We start from the raw sequence: 14,078 nt of genomic DNA, 5'->3' as shown, positions 1-14,078 counted from the left end.
ATGACAACTTATTCATGTAAAGTATATTCCACTCCGAGTAATATTTTAGGATAATCTATATGGAGAATATATGCTTTTGGAGAAAATTCGTGTATACGTCGCCTTTGATAAAATCTTCGTTCTCAAATATCCGCTGATGGAGCGGTATGGTGGTTTTCACGCCTTCGACCTTCATCTCGGCCAGCGCCCTGCGCATTTTGCTGATGGCCTCTTTTCTGGTTTTGTCATGAGTAATGACTTTGGCCAGAAGCGAATCATAAAATGACGGTATCACATACCCCGAATAAAGATGCGTCTCCACGCGCACACCCATACCGCCCGGCGATATAAACCTTTCGACTTTTCCGCCAGACGGTATGAAATCCCTGTCTGGATCCTCGGCGTTCACGCGGCATTCTATGGCGTGGCCGTTTATCTTTATATCGTCGGAGTCATATCCCAGTGTTTCTCCTGAAGCCAGACGAATCTGTTCTTTTACGAGGTCGATGCCTGTTATCATTTCGGTAACGGGATGTTCGACTTGTATGCGCGTGTTCATTTCCATAAAATAAAAATTGTCTTTTTTGTCCAACAGGAATTCCACCGTGCCGACCGTGCGGTATTTCACTCCCGCGGCGGCGAGACGGGCGGCCTTGCCCATTTTTTTGCGCAGGGAACGATCGACCGCCGTAGAAGGACTTTCCTCGACGAGCTTCTGGTGGCGGCGCTGTATCGAGCAATCGCGCTCGGGCAAGCTCACTATCTTGCCTTTCTTGTCGCCGAGTATCTGAAATTCTATGTGCCTTGGTTCTTCGAGATATTTTTCAAAATAGACCGAATCGTTGCCGAAGGCCTTTCTGGCTTCGGTACTTGCCATATCGAGCGCGTTTTTAAGTTCATCCTCGGAATTGACTATCCGCATTCCTTTTCCGCCGCCGCCGGCCGAGGCCTTTACGATTATGGGATAGCCCACTTTTTTGGCTATCTTGAATATGTCGGGGTCTTCCGGATTAACGGGGCCGTCGGTGCCCGGCACCACGGGAACGCCGAGTTTTCTCATCATCTGCCGCGCGGCGATTTTGTCGCCCATTTTCTTGATGGTGTCCGGCGCGGGGCCTATGAAAGTAATTCCGGAATCGCGGCACACTTCGGCAAAATAAATATTTTCGGCCAGGAAGCCGTAGCCGGGATGTATGGCGTCGGACTTGGTAATGAGGGCCGCGGAAATTATATTGGGAACGTTGAGGTAGCTGTCCAGCGACGGGCCGGGGCCCACGCAGATTTTTTCATCGGCCATCGCCACGTGCAGGCAGTTTCTGTCGACCTCCGAATGTATCGCCACCGTGGGGATGAGCATTTCCTTGAGCGCGCGGATGACGCGAACGGCTATTTCGCCCCTGTTGGCTACGAGAACTTTTTTAAACATAAATTCCCTTATGTCATTGCGAGTGGATTTTATTCTTCCGTTTCGACGAGAAAAAGCTCTTTTCCGTATTCCACCGGCGTGTTGTTTTCAACCAGAACTTCGACGATGACGCCTTTTACGGGCGACACCACATCCTTGAAAATCTTCATCGCCTCGACCACGCCGACCTTCTGGGAGTATTCCACGTGATTGCCGCGAATGACCAGCGGCGGACGGTCCGGCGCGGGCGCGTTAAAAAAAGTGCCGACCATAGGCGACTTGATGGGCATCCGCTTTTTGGCCGGAGGAGCCGCTTCGGGGGCTGCCGCGGGCGGAGCGCCGGCGGAGACAACGACCGACGATACGTCCCTTTTTGCGGCGAACTTAAACGAACCGGATTCGACGCGGATTTCGGCTATGTCGGTGTCTTTTATGACTTTTAGTATTTCTTTTACGTCGGACATTTTAGCGGTTGATTTTCAGGCGCGCTCTACGTAATCGCCCGTGCGGGTGTCGATTCTTATGGTGTCGCCCTCTTTTATAAAAAGAGGCACACTGACTTCGGCCCCGGTTTCTATGGTGGCCGGCTTCATAACGTTGGATACGGTGTCGCCTTTTACGCCCGGAACGGTCTGCTCGACCTTAAATTCCATTATGATAGGGATGTCTATTCCTATAAATTCTCCGTCGAGATAAAGTCCCTCGACCTCGATGTCAGGTTTGAGAAAATTGATTTTAAGGCCCAACACGTCGGCGGAAAGCCCCACGTTATCGAAGGTCTCCAAATCCATAAAGTAATAGCCGCCGCCGTCTTTGTAGAGATATTGCTTTTTAACGCGACGGAGGTCGACTTCGCGGAATTTTTCGCCCGACTTGAAAGTGCGCTCCAACTGACCGCCGTTTTTTAGATGGCGTAGTTTTACCCGCATAACGGCTCCGCCTTTTCCGGGTTTATGGTGCTGAAACCATACCACGGTGTAGGGCTGACCGTCGACGTCGATGTTCGTTCCGTTTTTGAAACCTGATGTGTCTATCATAATAACTTATCTCGCTTTGAAGTGGATTATCGCTATCTGTAAACTTCTTTCCTGTGGCCAACACCGCTGATTTCCACAATTTTATTTTTGTCATCTATGGTATAAATAATTCTGTAATCACCGACACGAAGACGATATCCGTCCCTGCCGCCTTGCAGTTTCACGCCCCCGACAGGCCTGACATCTTTTCCTAATTTCAATATGGCTTCGGCTATTTTTTGATGAATATTTGCGGGAAGCGCATAAATTTCTTTCTCGGCGGATTTTTTGATCTTAACAATATAACTCACTTCTGCTCTCTTTTTTTGCGTTCTTCCAAATACTCGCTAAACGGTCTTGACGGCTCATTTCGTCTTGACTCGATTGCGGCCAAATCAATTAAATCTTCCCTATATCTTCTGCTTTTTACCAATTCCGCAAGAAAACTCGACCTTTCCTCATACGGCAGCGCCTTGAATGCGCACATAAATACTTTTGCCATTGCCTGTGCCATATTTTAACCTCCGAACATTACTCGTTACAAAATCTCGCAACCTTTTTTTGTGACGACGACGGCATCCTCGATTCGCACGCCGAATTCGCCGCGAATGTATATTCCCGGCTCGACCGTAACCGCCATTCCGGCCGAAAGTTTGTCGCGCGATTTTGCGGACAAGACCGGATATTCGTGAACATCTATGCCAAGTCCGTGGCCGGTTCCGTGAATAAAATCGCCGCCGAATCCCCGTTTGGATATTGCCTGACGGGCGGCGGCGTCAATGGAAGCGCACGAAGCGCCGGCGCGGACAGAGGAAATGGCGGATTTTTGAGACGCTTTAACGATTTCAAAAACATCGCCTTTTCTGCCGGATATTTTACCTAATAAATAGGTTCGTGTCAAGTCCGAAGCGTAGCCGCTCCGACGGAAACCCGCGTCGATGACGACCTCATCGGATGCCGCCAGAGGCGACATCCCGGCGACATGGTGCGGGTAGGCCGAGTTCTTGCCGAAGGCCACAATCGGGTCGAACGCCGGGTCGCCGTCATTTTTGAGAAAATACTCTATGATGCGCCGACGGACATCGCGCTCCGTGACGCCTTTTTTCAAGGCCCGGCGGCCTATAACTTCGACAGCCGTCCGCGCTACGCGCTGATTTTTCCGCAATATGGCGATTTCATCCGCGGATTTTATCCCGCGCAGGGCGCTCAGAGCGCCGGATTCCGTCGGGCGGAGTTTTCCGGCCGATGCTTTGACAACGGCTTTCAGGAGAGCGTCCGGCGCGGATGCGGACAGCAATATTTTGCGGGCGCTCATTTTGCGCGCCGAGGCGACGACGGCCGCCGACAGCGAATCGCCGTCGACGACGTATTCATCGCCGAAAAAGTCGCGCGCCTGCGGTGAGGTCATCCGGCTTGCGGCGATACATACGCCGCCGTCGGGCGCCACGAGGGCGCAGAAGCCGTCGAACGGCGCGCCGGTAAGATAAAAGACGTCGGCGGGGGCGGCGGCAAGATAAGTTGAGCCGTCCGCCAGAGAAGACGAGAGTTTTTTTATCGCGTCGTTATTCATGAAAAACGGGCGCGCCCGCAAAAAGATGTGTGATTTATTTTTGTCCGCGCGCGGCGAGAGCTTCCACGGCCAGCACATAGCTTACGACGCCAAAGCCGGATATCTGTCCTACGCAGGCGTCGGCGGTGAGGGATTTCCGTCGGAAATCCTCTCTTTTATAGATATTAGAAAGATGAACCTCTACGACCGGCAGGCCGGAAGCCGAGATTGCGTCTCTTAGCGCCACGCTGGTGTGCGTATAGGCGGCCGGATTGATTATTATTCCGTCATATTTTTTGCGGGCGGCGTGAATGGCGTCGACTATGTCGCCTTCGGAATTGGATTGGAAGAAATCTGCGGCAATGCCCAAAGAAACGGCCTTTGCGGCGACTTTGGCGTTTATTTCGTCGAGCGTGAATTTGCCGTAAATCTCGGGTTCCCGCTCGCCCAGCAGATTGAGATTTGGCCCGTGAATAACAAGTATGTTTTTCATGTTGTAATTATAGCAAAAATCCGGTTCGAGGCGCGCTAATCGTAAAGGTGATTAGTGAATAGTGGTTAGTTTTCTTGTCTTTGGTTCTTTTACTACCCACTATTCACTATCCACCAACCACTCTATTCTCAAACCACCGTGTCTTTTCTGTACGCGGCGGATTTTTTTGGATGGTCGATGTTGTAATGAAGCCCGCGCGACTCAAGGCGCGACGAGGCGGAACGCACCACGAGATCGGCCACTACGGCGATGTTCCTGAGTTCTATTATGTCGCGGGAAACGTGGAAATTCCAGTAGTACTCGTTTATCTCTTTTTTTATCAGTCCGATTCTTTCGCGGGCGCGGCGAAGTCGTTTATCGGAGCGGACTATGCCCACATAGTTCCACATGAACCGGCGTATCTCGTCCCAGTTCTGGGAAATGACGACCGACTCGTCGGAACTCGACGCGGCGCCCGGATCCCAGCGGGGCACTTTAGGGAAACACTTCAAACGCGCGGAAGAGGACATTTCCGATTTAATTTTTTCCGACGCAAAATGCGCAAAAGCCGCGCATTCCAGAAGCGAGTTCGACGCAAGACGGTTGGCGCCGTGAAGTCCGGTGGAAGCCGTTTCGCCCACGGCGTAGAGCCCGGCGACGTCCGTCGCGCCGTGTTCGTCGACGACAACGCCGCCGCAGAAATAATGCGCCGACGGGACCACCGGTATGGGCCGCGTCGTAATGTCGATGCCTACGGCAAGGCAGGCCTCGTATATTTTGGGAAATCTCTTTTTTATGAAATCCGACGGCCTGGCGCTTATGTCCAGAAGCACATAGTCGTCGCCGCTTTTTTTGAGTTCCGAGTCGATAGCCCGCGCCACTATGTCACGCGGCGCGAGTTCTGCCGACGAATGATACCCCTTCATAAATTTGTATCCGTTTTTAAGCGTCAATACGGCGCCTTCGCCGCGCAGCGCCTCTGAAATCAGAAACGAGCGCGCCGACGAGTGGCCGTCGAGAGTTTTATTGCCGGGATAATAAAGACACGTCGGGTGAAACTGTACGAACTCCATATTGGAAACGCGGCATCCGGCTCGATGAGCCATGGCCACTCCGTCTCCGGTAGCCACGTCGGGGTTCGACGTGTAGAGATAAACTTTGCCCGCGCCGCCGGAGGCCAGAACAGTTCTTGAAGCCAGAATCTCCGCGACTTTGCCGCGTTCCACGTCGAGCGCGTACGCGCCGTAACAAACATTGCCTCGGCGGCGGGAAGAGAGCCGCTCTATCTTATTTTTTGTGACGAGGTCTATCGCGGCGTAATTTTCCAACACTCTTATGCGCGGCGACGCGGCGAGAACCGCTTTAATCAGCGCCGCTTCTATCGAAGCGCCGGTTTTATCGCCGACATGAAGTATTCTCCTGCGGGAATGTCCCCCCTCAAGCCCGAGTTCGGCCCGAGGGTAGACCACCCCGGGCTCGCCGGTATCGGTCTTTTCAGCCGACGGGGTCAAATCGAATTTCACGCCCGCCTTCGAGAGTTCCGCTATTGCCTCCGGCGCGCGGCGGACAACTTTTTCCACTATGGACTTTTTCGACAAACCGCGTCCGCACACAAGCGTATCTTTCACGTGAAAACGAAAATCGTCGTCGGCGGCCGTCACGCAGGCCACTCCGCCTTGCGCAAGAGAAGTCGCCGCGTCGATCAGAGAACGCTTGGTAATAAGTGTCACTTCGCCCGTTTCGGATAGTTTCAGCGACGTAAGAAGTCCGGCGAGGCCGGAACCTATGACGAGAAAGTCGGTCTTCAGCATTTTATTGAGTTACACATATATAGTTGCCGGCGACAAACTCTCCACGAGTATCATTCCCGTGAAAACGGGATATGTGGCAATCGCCGTTTTTTGGGTTTTGTCATTCCCGAATGTTTTTATCCCCGATAAAGACATTCGGGGACGAATCCATTGTGAACTACAATTCTGGATTCCCGCTGGAGTTTACCCCGTACTTGATACGGGGCGGGAATGACAAGGTAGCGCGGCCGTCATTTCACGGATAACATTCTCTCTATCGCCTTTTTTGCGCGAACGCGCACATCTTCCGGCACATCGACGGCGGCATCCATTGATTTCAAAACTCTGTGAAGTTTATGAAGGTCGTTTTTTTTCATATTCGGGCAGACGAGCTTGGGCGTTGCCGAATGGAATTTTTTGGACGGATTTTCTTTTCGCAGCCGCCACAGAAGGCCGGATTCGGTCACTATTATAAACTCGGCATCAGGCGACTCCCGCGCGATTTTTAACATCCCCGAAGTCGATGCGACTTCGTCGGCGAGTTCCAGCACTTCGGCCCTGCATTCGGGATGAGCCAGAATCTTTGCCGACGGATGTTTTAGGCGGGCGGCCGCGATGTCGTCCGCCGCGACTCTGTCGTGCGTGGGGCAAAATCCGTCCCAGATAATCATATCCGCGCCCGTGCGGCGGCGCACCCAGTCGCCCAGATTTCTGTCGGGAACAAATATTACGCGCCCGCCGGCGGCCGCGGCCGTCCCGACGACTTTTTCGGCGTTGGAGGACGTGCAGCAAATGTCCGATACGGCCTTGACTTCGGCCGAAGAATTCACGTAGCAGACGGCCGTCGCGCCGGGATTGTCCGCTTTAAGTTCCGACAGTTCTTTGGCGGTAATCATATCGGCCAGGGGACAGCCGCTCAGAGGATCGGGAATGAGTATTTTTTTGGAGGGGTTAAGAATCGCGGCCGTCTCGGCCATAAAATAGACGCCGCAGAAAACCACCGTCTCTACGGAATCGCCCAGAGAAGCCGCGCGGCGCGCAAGTTCCAGCGAGTCGCCCGTAAAATCGGCTATATCCTGAATTTCGTCCGCCTGATAATTATGGGACAGTATTACGGCTTTGCGGAATTCTTTAAGGCGCAGTATTTCCCGACGGAGTTCTTTCACTTGGTCTTGAAAACTTTCAGCGCCGCCGAAAGTTTCGCGACCTCGGACGACAGCGACGCGGGCAACTCGGAGGATGAGGCTATTTTGTCCGCGGAATCGCGGGCAGAAGATATCGTTGCGGCAAGATTGTCGGCCATGGCGTTATATTCGGCGGCGACTTCCTTGAATTCGTCGCCCTGCCTGAGATTTACCCTCTGCGTAAGGTCGCCGGCTTTGATGGCGCCCAGCACTTTTTCAAAAACATAAAGAGGTCCGACCATCCTGTGAAAAAAGAACACGCTTTCGACGGCCAGAACCGCCGCTATGAATCCGACTATCCATATTAAACTTCTGTCGAGCGCGCTTTGAAGGCGAATCCACTCGCCGGTCGTAAGTTGTTCCATTCCGCCGGCCGAGCGAAGCACATGATGCAGCGACAGATACACCACCACCGCGCTCAAAATCACGACGGCGGCCGTGATGACCATATACTTGATCTGAAGTTTGGGCTTAATCAGGAATTGTTTTCTTATCATTTTAATGCCTCCGAACTTCCGACGGTAAATCCGTCAGGCGGTGTATTTTTTTACCCAGGCCAGCGGACGCATTTCCCGTCCGCCGCCGCGAAAAAATTTATTAAAGAATTCCAGATACTGAAGACGGCTCGTATGAACATACGCGCCGAGCGAGCTGATCAAAAGTATAAAAGGGTGGAAAAGCAAAAGCACCAGAATCCCGAACGGAATGCCTATGTACGACGAAAAGAGAAGCGCGGCGACCTCGTTTAACACCATCGCCAGCAAAGATGTGGACAGCCCCAGCGCGAACAATCTGCTGTAACTGAGTATGTCCGAAAGCGCATTGCCCGTAATCGCTCCGTAGACGGAAAAGAACATCTGAAAAAGTTTCAGGACTATCCCGTCGTTGACTATCCACTGGTTTACCATAAGCGCCGCCGACGACACTCCGAGCGCGCCCAGCAGCCACGATGTCGGCGCGACTTTGGCGCCGAACAGTTCGCCGATTATCACGAGAGGAAACGACGCCTGGATTCCGATGATGGACATATCGGACAGAATCGCCTCGCGGAAATTTTTCTGCTTCAAATCCCCCGCGAGTTTAAGAAAACTGCCCAGCATCGTCTGAATAAATCCGAGCACAAGACATGCCGCCAGGAACTCTATGGAATTTTCAAGCGGGTTGAATATCATCAGCTTGTTTTTTAACGGTATTATGAACGAAAAAACTTCAAAGCGGTCGACGAGATTGCCGAAATATCCGCCTATCAGGACTCCGAATATCGTGGTCGACACGCCGCAAAACAACACAAGCCGCATGAACTTGCGGGCGTAGGCGGTTTTAAGATATTTGACGCCGGCCAGACCGGCCGAAGCGATTATAAGTCCATAAAGGGCGTCGGCCATGCATATCCCGAAGAAAATGGCGAAGAAAGGAGCAACCCACGGCGTAGGGTCCGACTCGGAATACGACGGCTTCCCGTATAAGTCGGTGACGACTTCAAACGGCTCGAAAGGTTTTTTATTTTCGAGCGCCACCGGAACGTCGTCGCCGGCCGACGGATTTTCGACCGCCATGTGACTGGCAACGCCGACGCCGCCGAGGGCGGATTCAAGTTTCGGCAGCTGAGCGGCTGTGACCCATCCGGTAAAATACCGGATACTCGCGGTAGAAAACATCATCTTCCCTGATTCAAGAAGTGTTTTTTGTTTAAGCAGAATGTCGTAGACGGCTTTAAGCTCCCGGAGGCGCGGGGACAAATGCGCCAGCTTTTCCCTGCGGCGGCGGGCGCGGCGGATATGCGCGGCGCGGGCGGAAAGCACGCGCCGGAGCATTTCGCCCGGAGTGTCTTCGGATGAGGAATAAGGCACTTCGGTTATGCCGTACTTTCTGGCTGCGGTCGTTATCTTGCCGGCCAAAGAGGCGGGATAGGCCAGACCGAATGACATCGTCTTGCCGTCGTCGGATATGGGGGCGGGATAATGAGGATATTTTTCCAGCGCGGCAAAAAACTCTCTGGCGCGCGCGGACGCGCTCTGTCCGGCGAAAAATCGCACGGTGGAGCCGTCGGAGAGGTCGGCGAGTTTGGCGCGGATATCCTTCCATGGTTCGAGGCGGGCGGCTTCGATATCGTAGCGCAGCGCGGAACTTTCCGCCTCGGATATGGATTTTGAGAGCATTGAGACGTTCGCGCAAACGTCCATATAATCGAAAGTCGACGGAAGCGACGCTTCCTGCCCGGCGGACATCCTGATTTTTGAGCCGGACGAAGGCGGCATGGACATCGCCGAGGCGGCGCGCGAGATTGAATCTATGGCCATCCGCACGGAATCGAGCCGCGACGAAACGTCTTCAAGACGTTTTGAGCCCGACTCGGATTCTTTCTGGCGCCTCTCTTCGGAAATACGTCCGGTGACGGCCTCGACGCATTCCATATCGTAGAGAAGGCGCAGGACGCGATCCTCGGCGGCGGCGGGAAAAAAGAGAGTGATTTTGAGTATTTTGGCTACGGACATTTTTGATTAAACACTTCGATAAAAACCCGCGCGCGTCACAGCCATTCGAGTTTGCGGAATTTTTTATCCAGCGAAGCCGAAGCCGACGACACTCCGGCGCGGGCCGATTCCAGCGAAGATTTGGCGGACGCGGCCAGTTCGGCGGATGTCTTATCGCCCAGGCGCGACGCTTTTTCTTCGTATACGGCCTCGGAGCGGCGGGAATCTTCTTCGAGGCCGGAGGCAAACCTGGCTATTTCTTCTTTTGCCGACGTCGACGCGGCATCCACAATGGCGCGCGCCTCCGCGACAGCGGCCTCGACGGCGGCAGCCGCCTCTTCCTCTTTGCTTTTTATGGCCTCGACGGCGGCTTCTATTGTCATTTCCTTCGTCATAATTCTTCTCCAGGTTCGGAAACGCTCCACGTGCCGGACGATTTATCGTTTGATTCCAGCAGGCGCCGCGCCACTCCGGCCGCAAGCGAGACGGCCGATTTTAACGTCTCGGAGTCCGGCGGCGATACGCGCTCCAGCACAAAATCCGAGGCATCCTTTCCGTCAGGCAAAGGCCCCACGCCCACACGGAGGCGGGCGAATCCGCCGCCCACGGCGCCGATAACGCTTTTTAAGCCGTTGTGTCCGCCCGCCGAACCGTCGCGGCGCAATCTGACTTTACCCAGCGGCAAGGCGAAGTCGTCGCACACCACCAGAATTTCTTCCGGCTTAAAACCTCGTTTGGCGGCCAGAGAAGCCACGGCTTCTCCCGACAGATTCATAAACGTCGACGGTTTAACTACCGATACATCTGCGGCGCGGGCCAGCAGATATTTTGAATGTTCCCTAAAATCCGCATCGAGGGCCGCGGCCACTGAATCGGCCACTTCGAAGCCCGCGTTGTGACGGGTATTGCGGTAACGCTCGCCGGGATTGCCCAGTCCTACGAGCAGTTTTATTCGGCCGGCGGCGGTCATTTATCCGAAGGTTTCTTGGCTTCCTTGACGTCTTTGCCTTCTTTGCCTTCTTTGACCTCTCCCTCGACGCCTTCCTCGTCTTTCTTGCCCTTGGATATGACTTCGGGCTCGGCGGCGGCGGTGGCGGCTTCGGGCGCGACAACCTCTTCCTTCTTGGGAGCCACCACGTTTACGATCATGGCGTGAGCGTCGGCGTGAAATTCCACGCCTTCAAATTTAGGCAATTCCCCGACGGTAATACCCCGGCCTATTTCGAGACCGGAAACATCGACCGTAATGGACTGCGGAATATCTTTGGGCAGGCATTTTACTTTCAGCTCGCGGATGAAATGCTCAAGAATACCGCCGTGCAGTTTGACACCGGGCGCTTCGCCGGAAATCCTGAGCGGAACCGATACCTCGATTTTGGAAGCCATTGAAACTATCTGAAAGTCGACGTGTATCGAGTCGCGTTTCACGACATCTATCTGTATGTCCTTGATGATGGCTTTTTTCACGCCGCCGGCGACATTAAGGTTGAATATCGTGTTACCCGACGAAAAATTCTTAATCATCTTATTGAAGATTTTCGCGTCGATGTAACCGTTTATATTCTCCTCGCCCCTGCCGTAAATAACCGAGGGTATTTGCCCCGATTCGCGCGAGCGCTTTACCTCGCCCTTCTTTGTGCTTTGCCGTACGATTACGTCCAGATTGATTTCCTGCATTGTTTTGTTCCTCCGGGTTGCGTTTTGTGCCTATACGAAAAGAGAGCTTACCGATTCGTTGGCGTGAATTCTTTTTATCGCGTCGGCCAGCAGGCCGGCTACTGAAAGTTTAAGAATTTTGGGCGGAAGCTGCTTGTGATATATCGTATCCGTCGTGATGATTTTTGATATTTCGGATTTTTCTATTTTTTCTTTGGCGTCGCCGGAAAGTATGGCGTGGGTGCAAACACAAATGACTTCTTTGGCGCCCTTTTTCTTAAGAAGCGCGGCGACCTGAACTATGGTGCCGGCAGTATCGACCATATCGTCCACGATGACGGCCCTTTTGCCCTCCACGTCGCCTATGAGATTGAGCACCTCGGATTGGTTCGGCCTGGGACGGCGTTTGTCCACAATGGCGAGTTCCGAATTCATCCTCTTTCCGAACGCGCGCGCGCGTTCAACGCCGCCGGCGTCCGGCGATACGACTACCGTGTTGGAACGGTCCTTAAAATATTCCAGAAAAACCGGAGCGGCGTAAAGATGGTCGACGGGAATATCGAAAAATCCCTGAATCTGACCGGCGTGCAGGTCAAGCGCGAGCACTCTGTTGGCCCCGGCGGCCGTTATCAGATTGGCTATGAGTTTGGATGTAATCGGGACCCTGGGCTCGGACTTTCTGTCCTGTCTGGCGTATCCGTAGTAGGGCATAACCGCCGTTATCCGTCCTGCGGAGGCGCGGCGCAAAGCGTCTATTATTATCAGCAGTTCCATCACGCTCTCGTTTACCGGAGGAGTGGTGGGTTGTATTATGAAAACGTCGGAGCCGCGGACATTATCTTCGATGCTTATGCGCGATTCGCCGTCGGAAAATCTCGACGACTCCATTTTTCCGAGGGGCACTCCGGCCAGACGGGCTATGGATGTCGACAATTCGGGATTGGCGCTGCCGGAAAATATTTTGAGTTCCAAATCCATTTTTTCCTTCCTTGAAGCAGGGGCGAAAGATTTTTCGCCCCTACAAACAAAACATTTTTCACCGGCAGAACATTTTTCACCGGCATGGGCGAAAAATCTTTCGCCCCTGCTTGTAAAAACGAATTGATTATTACCGGCGTTTTTTGCGCGGTTTGTGAAATTGCCGGCCGCGCTCGATGGCCAGCGTGTCGTCGGGCACGTCCGAGGTTATTGTGGAGCCGGCGCCTATCAGAGACCTGCGGCCGATTCGCACGGGCGCCACCAGATTGACGTTTGAACCTATGAAACTGCCTCTGCCTATGCGTGTGCGGTGTTTATTTACGCCGTCGTAGTTGCAGGTGATGGCTCCCGCGCCCACGTTTATGTCGCCTTCAAGATACGTATCGCCCACGTAAGCCAGGTGCGAGAGTTTTGTCGCGTCGCCGACGAAGGAATTTTTTATCTCGGTAAAATTCCCTACGCGGGATTTACTTTTGATGACGGTGCCGGGACGAATGTGGGCGAACGGACCTATAAGCACGTCCGACGCTATTTTCGACTCGTATATGTACGACGACCTGATACTGCAGGCGTCTCCGATAGAGCTGTCCTTGATGTAGGAACCCTGCCCTATCACGCAGCCGGAACCCACTACTGTCCGGCCTTTAAGAAAAACTCCCGGCTGTATCGTGGTATCGCGGCCTATTCGCACGTCGGGCCCGACGCAGGTATTTTCGGGATTAAGAAATGTCACCCCCGAGGCCATATGCGCCCCGTTTATGGCCGAGCGCAAATTTTTCTCGGCGGCGGCCAGTTCCGCGCGGGTGTTTATGCCCAACGCTTCCGACGGGTCGGCCAGTTTTTCGGCCGTCACTTTCAAGCCCCTGCGGCGCAAAATGCCCACCACGTCGGTCAGATAATACTCTTTTTTGGCGTTGTCCGGCCTCACGTCCGATATCGACGCTTTAAGATGCCCCGGCGCGAAACAGTAAACTCCCGTGTTTATTTCGGCGACGGCTTTCTGCCCGTCGGAGGCGTCCTTATGCTCCACAATCCCCGTGAACTCTCCCGACCCAGAACGCAATATCCTTCCGTATCCGAAAGGTTCGGGAAGTTCCGCCGTAAGCACGGAAGCTGCCGCGTCGGAACGGGAAAATATTTTCATCAGCGACGCTATGGTCGAACGCCGCACAAGCGGAGCGTCTCCCGGGAGAACCAGCACGGTTCTTTTAAGTGATAACTTCGGCAGCGCGGCTTTGAGCGCGTCTCCGGAACCGAGTTGTTTTTTTTGCGTTGCGAATACAAGGCGGCCCGCGGCGAAATCTTTGGGGTACCACGATTTCGCGGCGGCCGCAACTTCCGCCGCTCCGTGACCGCACACTACCACGACCCGCGACGCGCGCACGGAAAATGCCGCTTCTAAAATCCAGCGGAGTATCGGCCTTTCGCAAATCCTCTGAAGCGCCTTGGGCGTCGACGACTTCATTCTGGCGCCGAGGCCCGCGGCCAGTATCACGATATCCGTGCCCGACGATAACGACGCGCGTTTTGAACTCATTTTCGTGTTTGCGTGTAAATAAAGCCAGATTATACAAA

Annotated in this window: 16 protein-coding genes; all 16 read right to left on the bottom strand. The window is 53.7% G+C overall.

The window, feature by feature from the left end:
• Window positions 1-55: 55 nt before the first annotated feature.
• The 16 genes from accC to glmU all read right to left on the bottom strand — a co-directional run bounded on the left by accC (window position 56) and on the right by glmU (window position 14,040).
• Window positions 56-1,405 carry an acetyl-CoA carboxylase biotin carboxylase subunit gene (accC, locus tag CVU77_00505; protein ID PKN02315.1) on the bottom strand — a complete coding sequence of 450 codons (1,350 nt, stop codon included), beginning with the start codon at window positions 1,403-1,405 and terminating at the stop codon, window positions 56-58.
• 29 nt (window positions 1,406-1,434) lie between these two features.
• Complete coding sequence (locus CVU77_00500) at window positions 1,435-1,848, bottom strand: acetyl-CoA carboxylase, biotin carboxyl carrier protein (GenBank protein ID PKN02314.1); 414 nt, start codon at window positions 1,846-1,848, stop codon at window positions 1,435-1,437.
• A gap of 15 nt (window positions 1,849-1,863) precedes the next feature.
• Complete coding sequence (gene efp / locus CVU77_00495) at window positions 1,864-2,421, bottom strand: elongation factor P (protein PKN02313.1); 558 nt, start codon at window positions 2,419-2,421, stop codon at window positions 1,864-1,866.
• Between the two features lie 32 nt (window positions 2,422-2,453).
• Window positions 2,454-2,711: a type II toxin-antitoxin system mRNA interferase toxin, RelE/StbE family gene (locus tag CVU77_00490; GenBank protein PKN02312.1), complete on the bottom strand. Its 258-nt coding sequence runs from the start codon at window positions 2,709-2,711 to the stop codon at window positions 2,454-2,456.
• Entirely contained in the window at window positions 2,708-2,902 is a 195-nt protein-coding gene (locus tag CVU77_00485) for a hypothetical protein (protein PKN02311.1), read from the bottom strand. Before CVU77_00485 ends, CVU77_00490 begins: the two co-directional genes overlap by 4 nt.
• 36 nt (window positions 2,903-2,938) lie before the next feature.
• Complete coding sequence (locus tag CVU77_00480) at window positions 2,939-4,048, bottom strand: hypothetical protein (GenBank protein ID PKN02310.1); 1,110 nt, start codon at window positions 4,046-4,048, stop codon at window positions 2,939-2,941.
• Window positions 4,005-4,442: a type II 3-dehydroquinate dehydratase gene (gene aroQ / locus CVU77_00475; GenBank protein ID PKN02309.1), complete on the bottom strand. Its 438-nt coding sequence runs from the start codon at window positions 4,440-4,442 to the stop codon at window positions 4,005-4,007. The genes CVU77_00480 and aroQ overlap by 44 nt, the downstream gene beginning before the upstream one ends.
• 128 nt (window positions 4,443-4,570) lie before the next feature.
• Window positions 4,571-6,232 carry an L-aspartate oxidase gene (locus CVU77_00470; GenBank protein PKN02308.1) on the bottom strand — a complete coding sequence of 554 codons (1,662 nt, stop codon included), beginning with the start codon at window positions 6,230-6,232 and terminating at the stop codon, window positions 4,571-4,573.
• Window positions 6,233-6,462: 230 nt separating this feature from the next.
• Complete coding sequence (locus CVU77_00465; protein ID PKN02307.1) at window positions 6,463-7,377, bottom strand: quinolinate synthase; 915 nt, start codon at window positions 7,375-7,377, stop codon at window positions 6,463-6,465.
• A complete protein-coding gene (locus CVU77_00460; GenBank protein ID PKN02306.1) occupies window positions 7,374-7,892 on the bottom strand; it encodes a hypothetical protein in 519 nt (172 codons plus the stop codon). The genes CVU77_00465 and CVU77_00460 overlap by 4 nt, the downstream gene beginning before the upstream one ends.
• Window positions 7,893-7,925: 33 nt before the next feature.
• On the bottom strand, window positions 7,926-9,890 hold the full coding sequence (locus tag CVU77_00455) for a hypothetical protein (protein ID PKN02305.1): 1,965 nt from the start codon (window positions 9,888-9,890) through the stop codon (window positions 7,926-7,928).
• Between the two features lie 35 nt (window positions 9,891-9,925).
• Window positions 9,926-10,264, bottom strand: a complete 339-nt coding sequence (locus tag CVU77_00450) for a hypothetical protein (protein PKN02304.1) — start codon at window positions 10,262-10,264, stop codon at window positions 9,926-9,928.
• The gene (locus CVU77_00445) at window positions 10,261-10,839 is read right to left on the bottom strand and encodes an aminoacyl-tRNA hydrolase (protein PKN02303.1); all 579 of its coding nucleotides are present in this window, start codon (window positions 10,837-10,839) and stop codon (window positions 10,261-10,263) included. Before CVU77_00445 ends, CVU77_00450 begins: the two co-directional genes overlap by 4 nt.
• Entirely contained in the window at window positions 10,836-11,546 is a 711-nt protein-coding gene (locus tag CVU77_00440; GenBank protein PKN02302.1) for a 50S ribosomal protein L25, read from the bottom strand. Before CVU77_00440 ends, CVU77_00445 begins: the two co-directional genes overlap by 4 nt.
• A 30-nt stretch (window positions 11,547-11,576) precedes the next feature.
• The gene (locus CVU77_00435) at window positions 11,577-12,503 is read right to left on the bottom strand and encodes a phosphoribosylpyrophosphate synthetase (GenBank protein ID PKN02301.1); all 927 of its coding nucleotides are present in this window, start codon (window positions 12,501-12,503) and stop codon (window positions 11,577-11,579) included.
• A gap of 130 nt (window positions 12,504-12,633) precedes the next feature.
• A complete protein-coding gene (gene glmU / locus CVU77_00430; protein ID PKN02300.1) occupies window positions 12,634-14,040 on the bottom strand; it encodes a UDP-N-acetylglucosamine diphosphorylase/glucosamine-1-phosphate N-acetyltransferase in 1,407 nt (468 codons plus the stop codon).
• Between the last annotated feature and the right edge of the window lie 38 nt (window positions 14,041-14,078).

Source organism: Elusimicrobia bacterium HGW-Elusimicrobia-1, from assembly GCA_002841695.1.
Taxonomy (GTDB): Bacteria; Elusimicrobiota; Endomicrobiia; order PHAN01; family PHAN01; genus PHAN01.
The sequence above is the reverse complement of the archived record's forward strand: the minus strand, read 5'-3'. Positions and strand labels throughout refer to the sequence as shown.

What these genes read in the sequence shown, in the direction of transcription:
- accC (PKN02315.1), bottom strand. Translation starts at nt 1,405, where the DNA reads ATGTTTAAAAAAGTTCTCGTAGCCAACAGGGGCGAAATAGCCGTTCGC.
- CVU77_00500 (PKN02314.1), bottom strand. Translation starts at nt 1,848, where the DNA reads ATGTCCGACGTAAAAGAAATACTAAAAGTCATAAAAGACACCGACATA.
- efp (PKN02313.1), bottom strand. Translation starts at nt 2,421, where the DNA reads ATGATAGACACATCAGGTTTCAAAAACGGAACGAACATCGACGTCGAC.
- CVU77_00485 (PKN02311.1), bottom strand. Translation starts at nt 2,902, where the DNA reads ATGGCAAAAGTATTTATGTGCGCATTCAAGGCGCTGCCGTATGAGGAA.
- CVU77_00480 (PKN02310.1), bottom strand. Translation starts at nt 4,048, where the DNA reads ATGTGCTGGCCGTGGAAGCTCTCGCCGCGCGCGGACAAAAATAAATCA.
- aroQ (PKN02309.1), bottom strand. Translation starts at nt 4,442, where the DNA reads ATGAAAAACATACTTGTTATTCACGGGCCAAATCTCAATCTGCTGGGC.
- CVU77_00470 (PKN02308.1), bottom strand. Translation starts at nt 6,232, where the DNA reads ATGCTGAAGACCGACTTTCTCGTCATAGGTTCCGGCCTCGCCGGACTT.
- CVU77_00460 (PKN02306.1), bottom strand. Translation starts at nt 7,892, where the DNA reads ATGATAAGAAAACAATTCCTGATTAAGCCCAAACTTCAGATCAAGTAT.
- CVU77_00455 (PKN02305.1), bottom strand. Translation starts at nt 9,890, where the DNA reads ATGTCCGTAGCCAAAATACTCAAAATCACTCTCTTTTTTCCCGCCGCC.
- CVU77_00450 (PKN02304.1), bottom strand. Translation starts at nt 10,264, where the DNA reads ATGACGAAGGAAATGACAATAGAAGCCGCCGTCGAGGCCATAAAAAGC.
- CVU77_00445 (PKN02303.1), bottom strand. Translation starts at nt 10,839, where the DNA reads ATGACCGCCGCCGGCCGAATAAAACTGCTCGTAGGACTGGGCAATCCC.
- CVU77_00440 (PKN02302.1), bottom strand. Translation starts at nt 11,546, where the DNA reads ATGCAGGAAATCAATCTGGACGTAATCGTACGGCAAAGCACAAAGAAG.
- CVU77_00435 (PKN02301.1), bottom strand. Translation starts at nt 12,503, where the DNA reads ATGGATTTGGAACTCAAAATATTTTCCGGCAGCGCCAATCCCGAATTG.
- glmU (PKN02300.1), bottom strand. Translation starts at nt 14,040, where the DNA reads ATGAGTTCAAAACGCGCGTCGTTATCGTCGGGCACGGATATCGTGATA.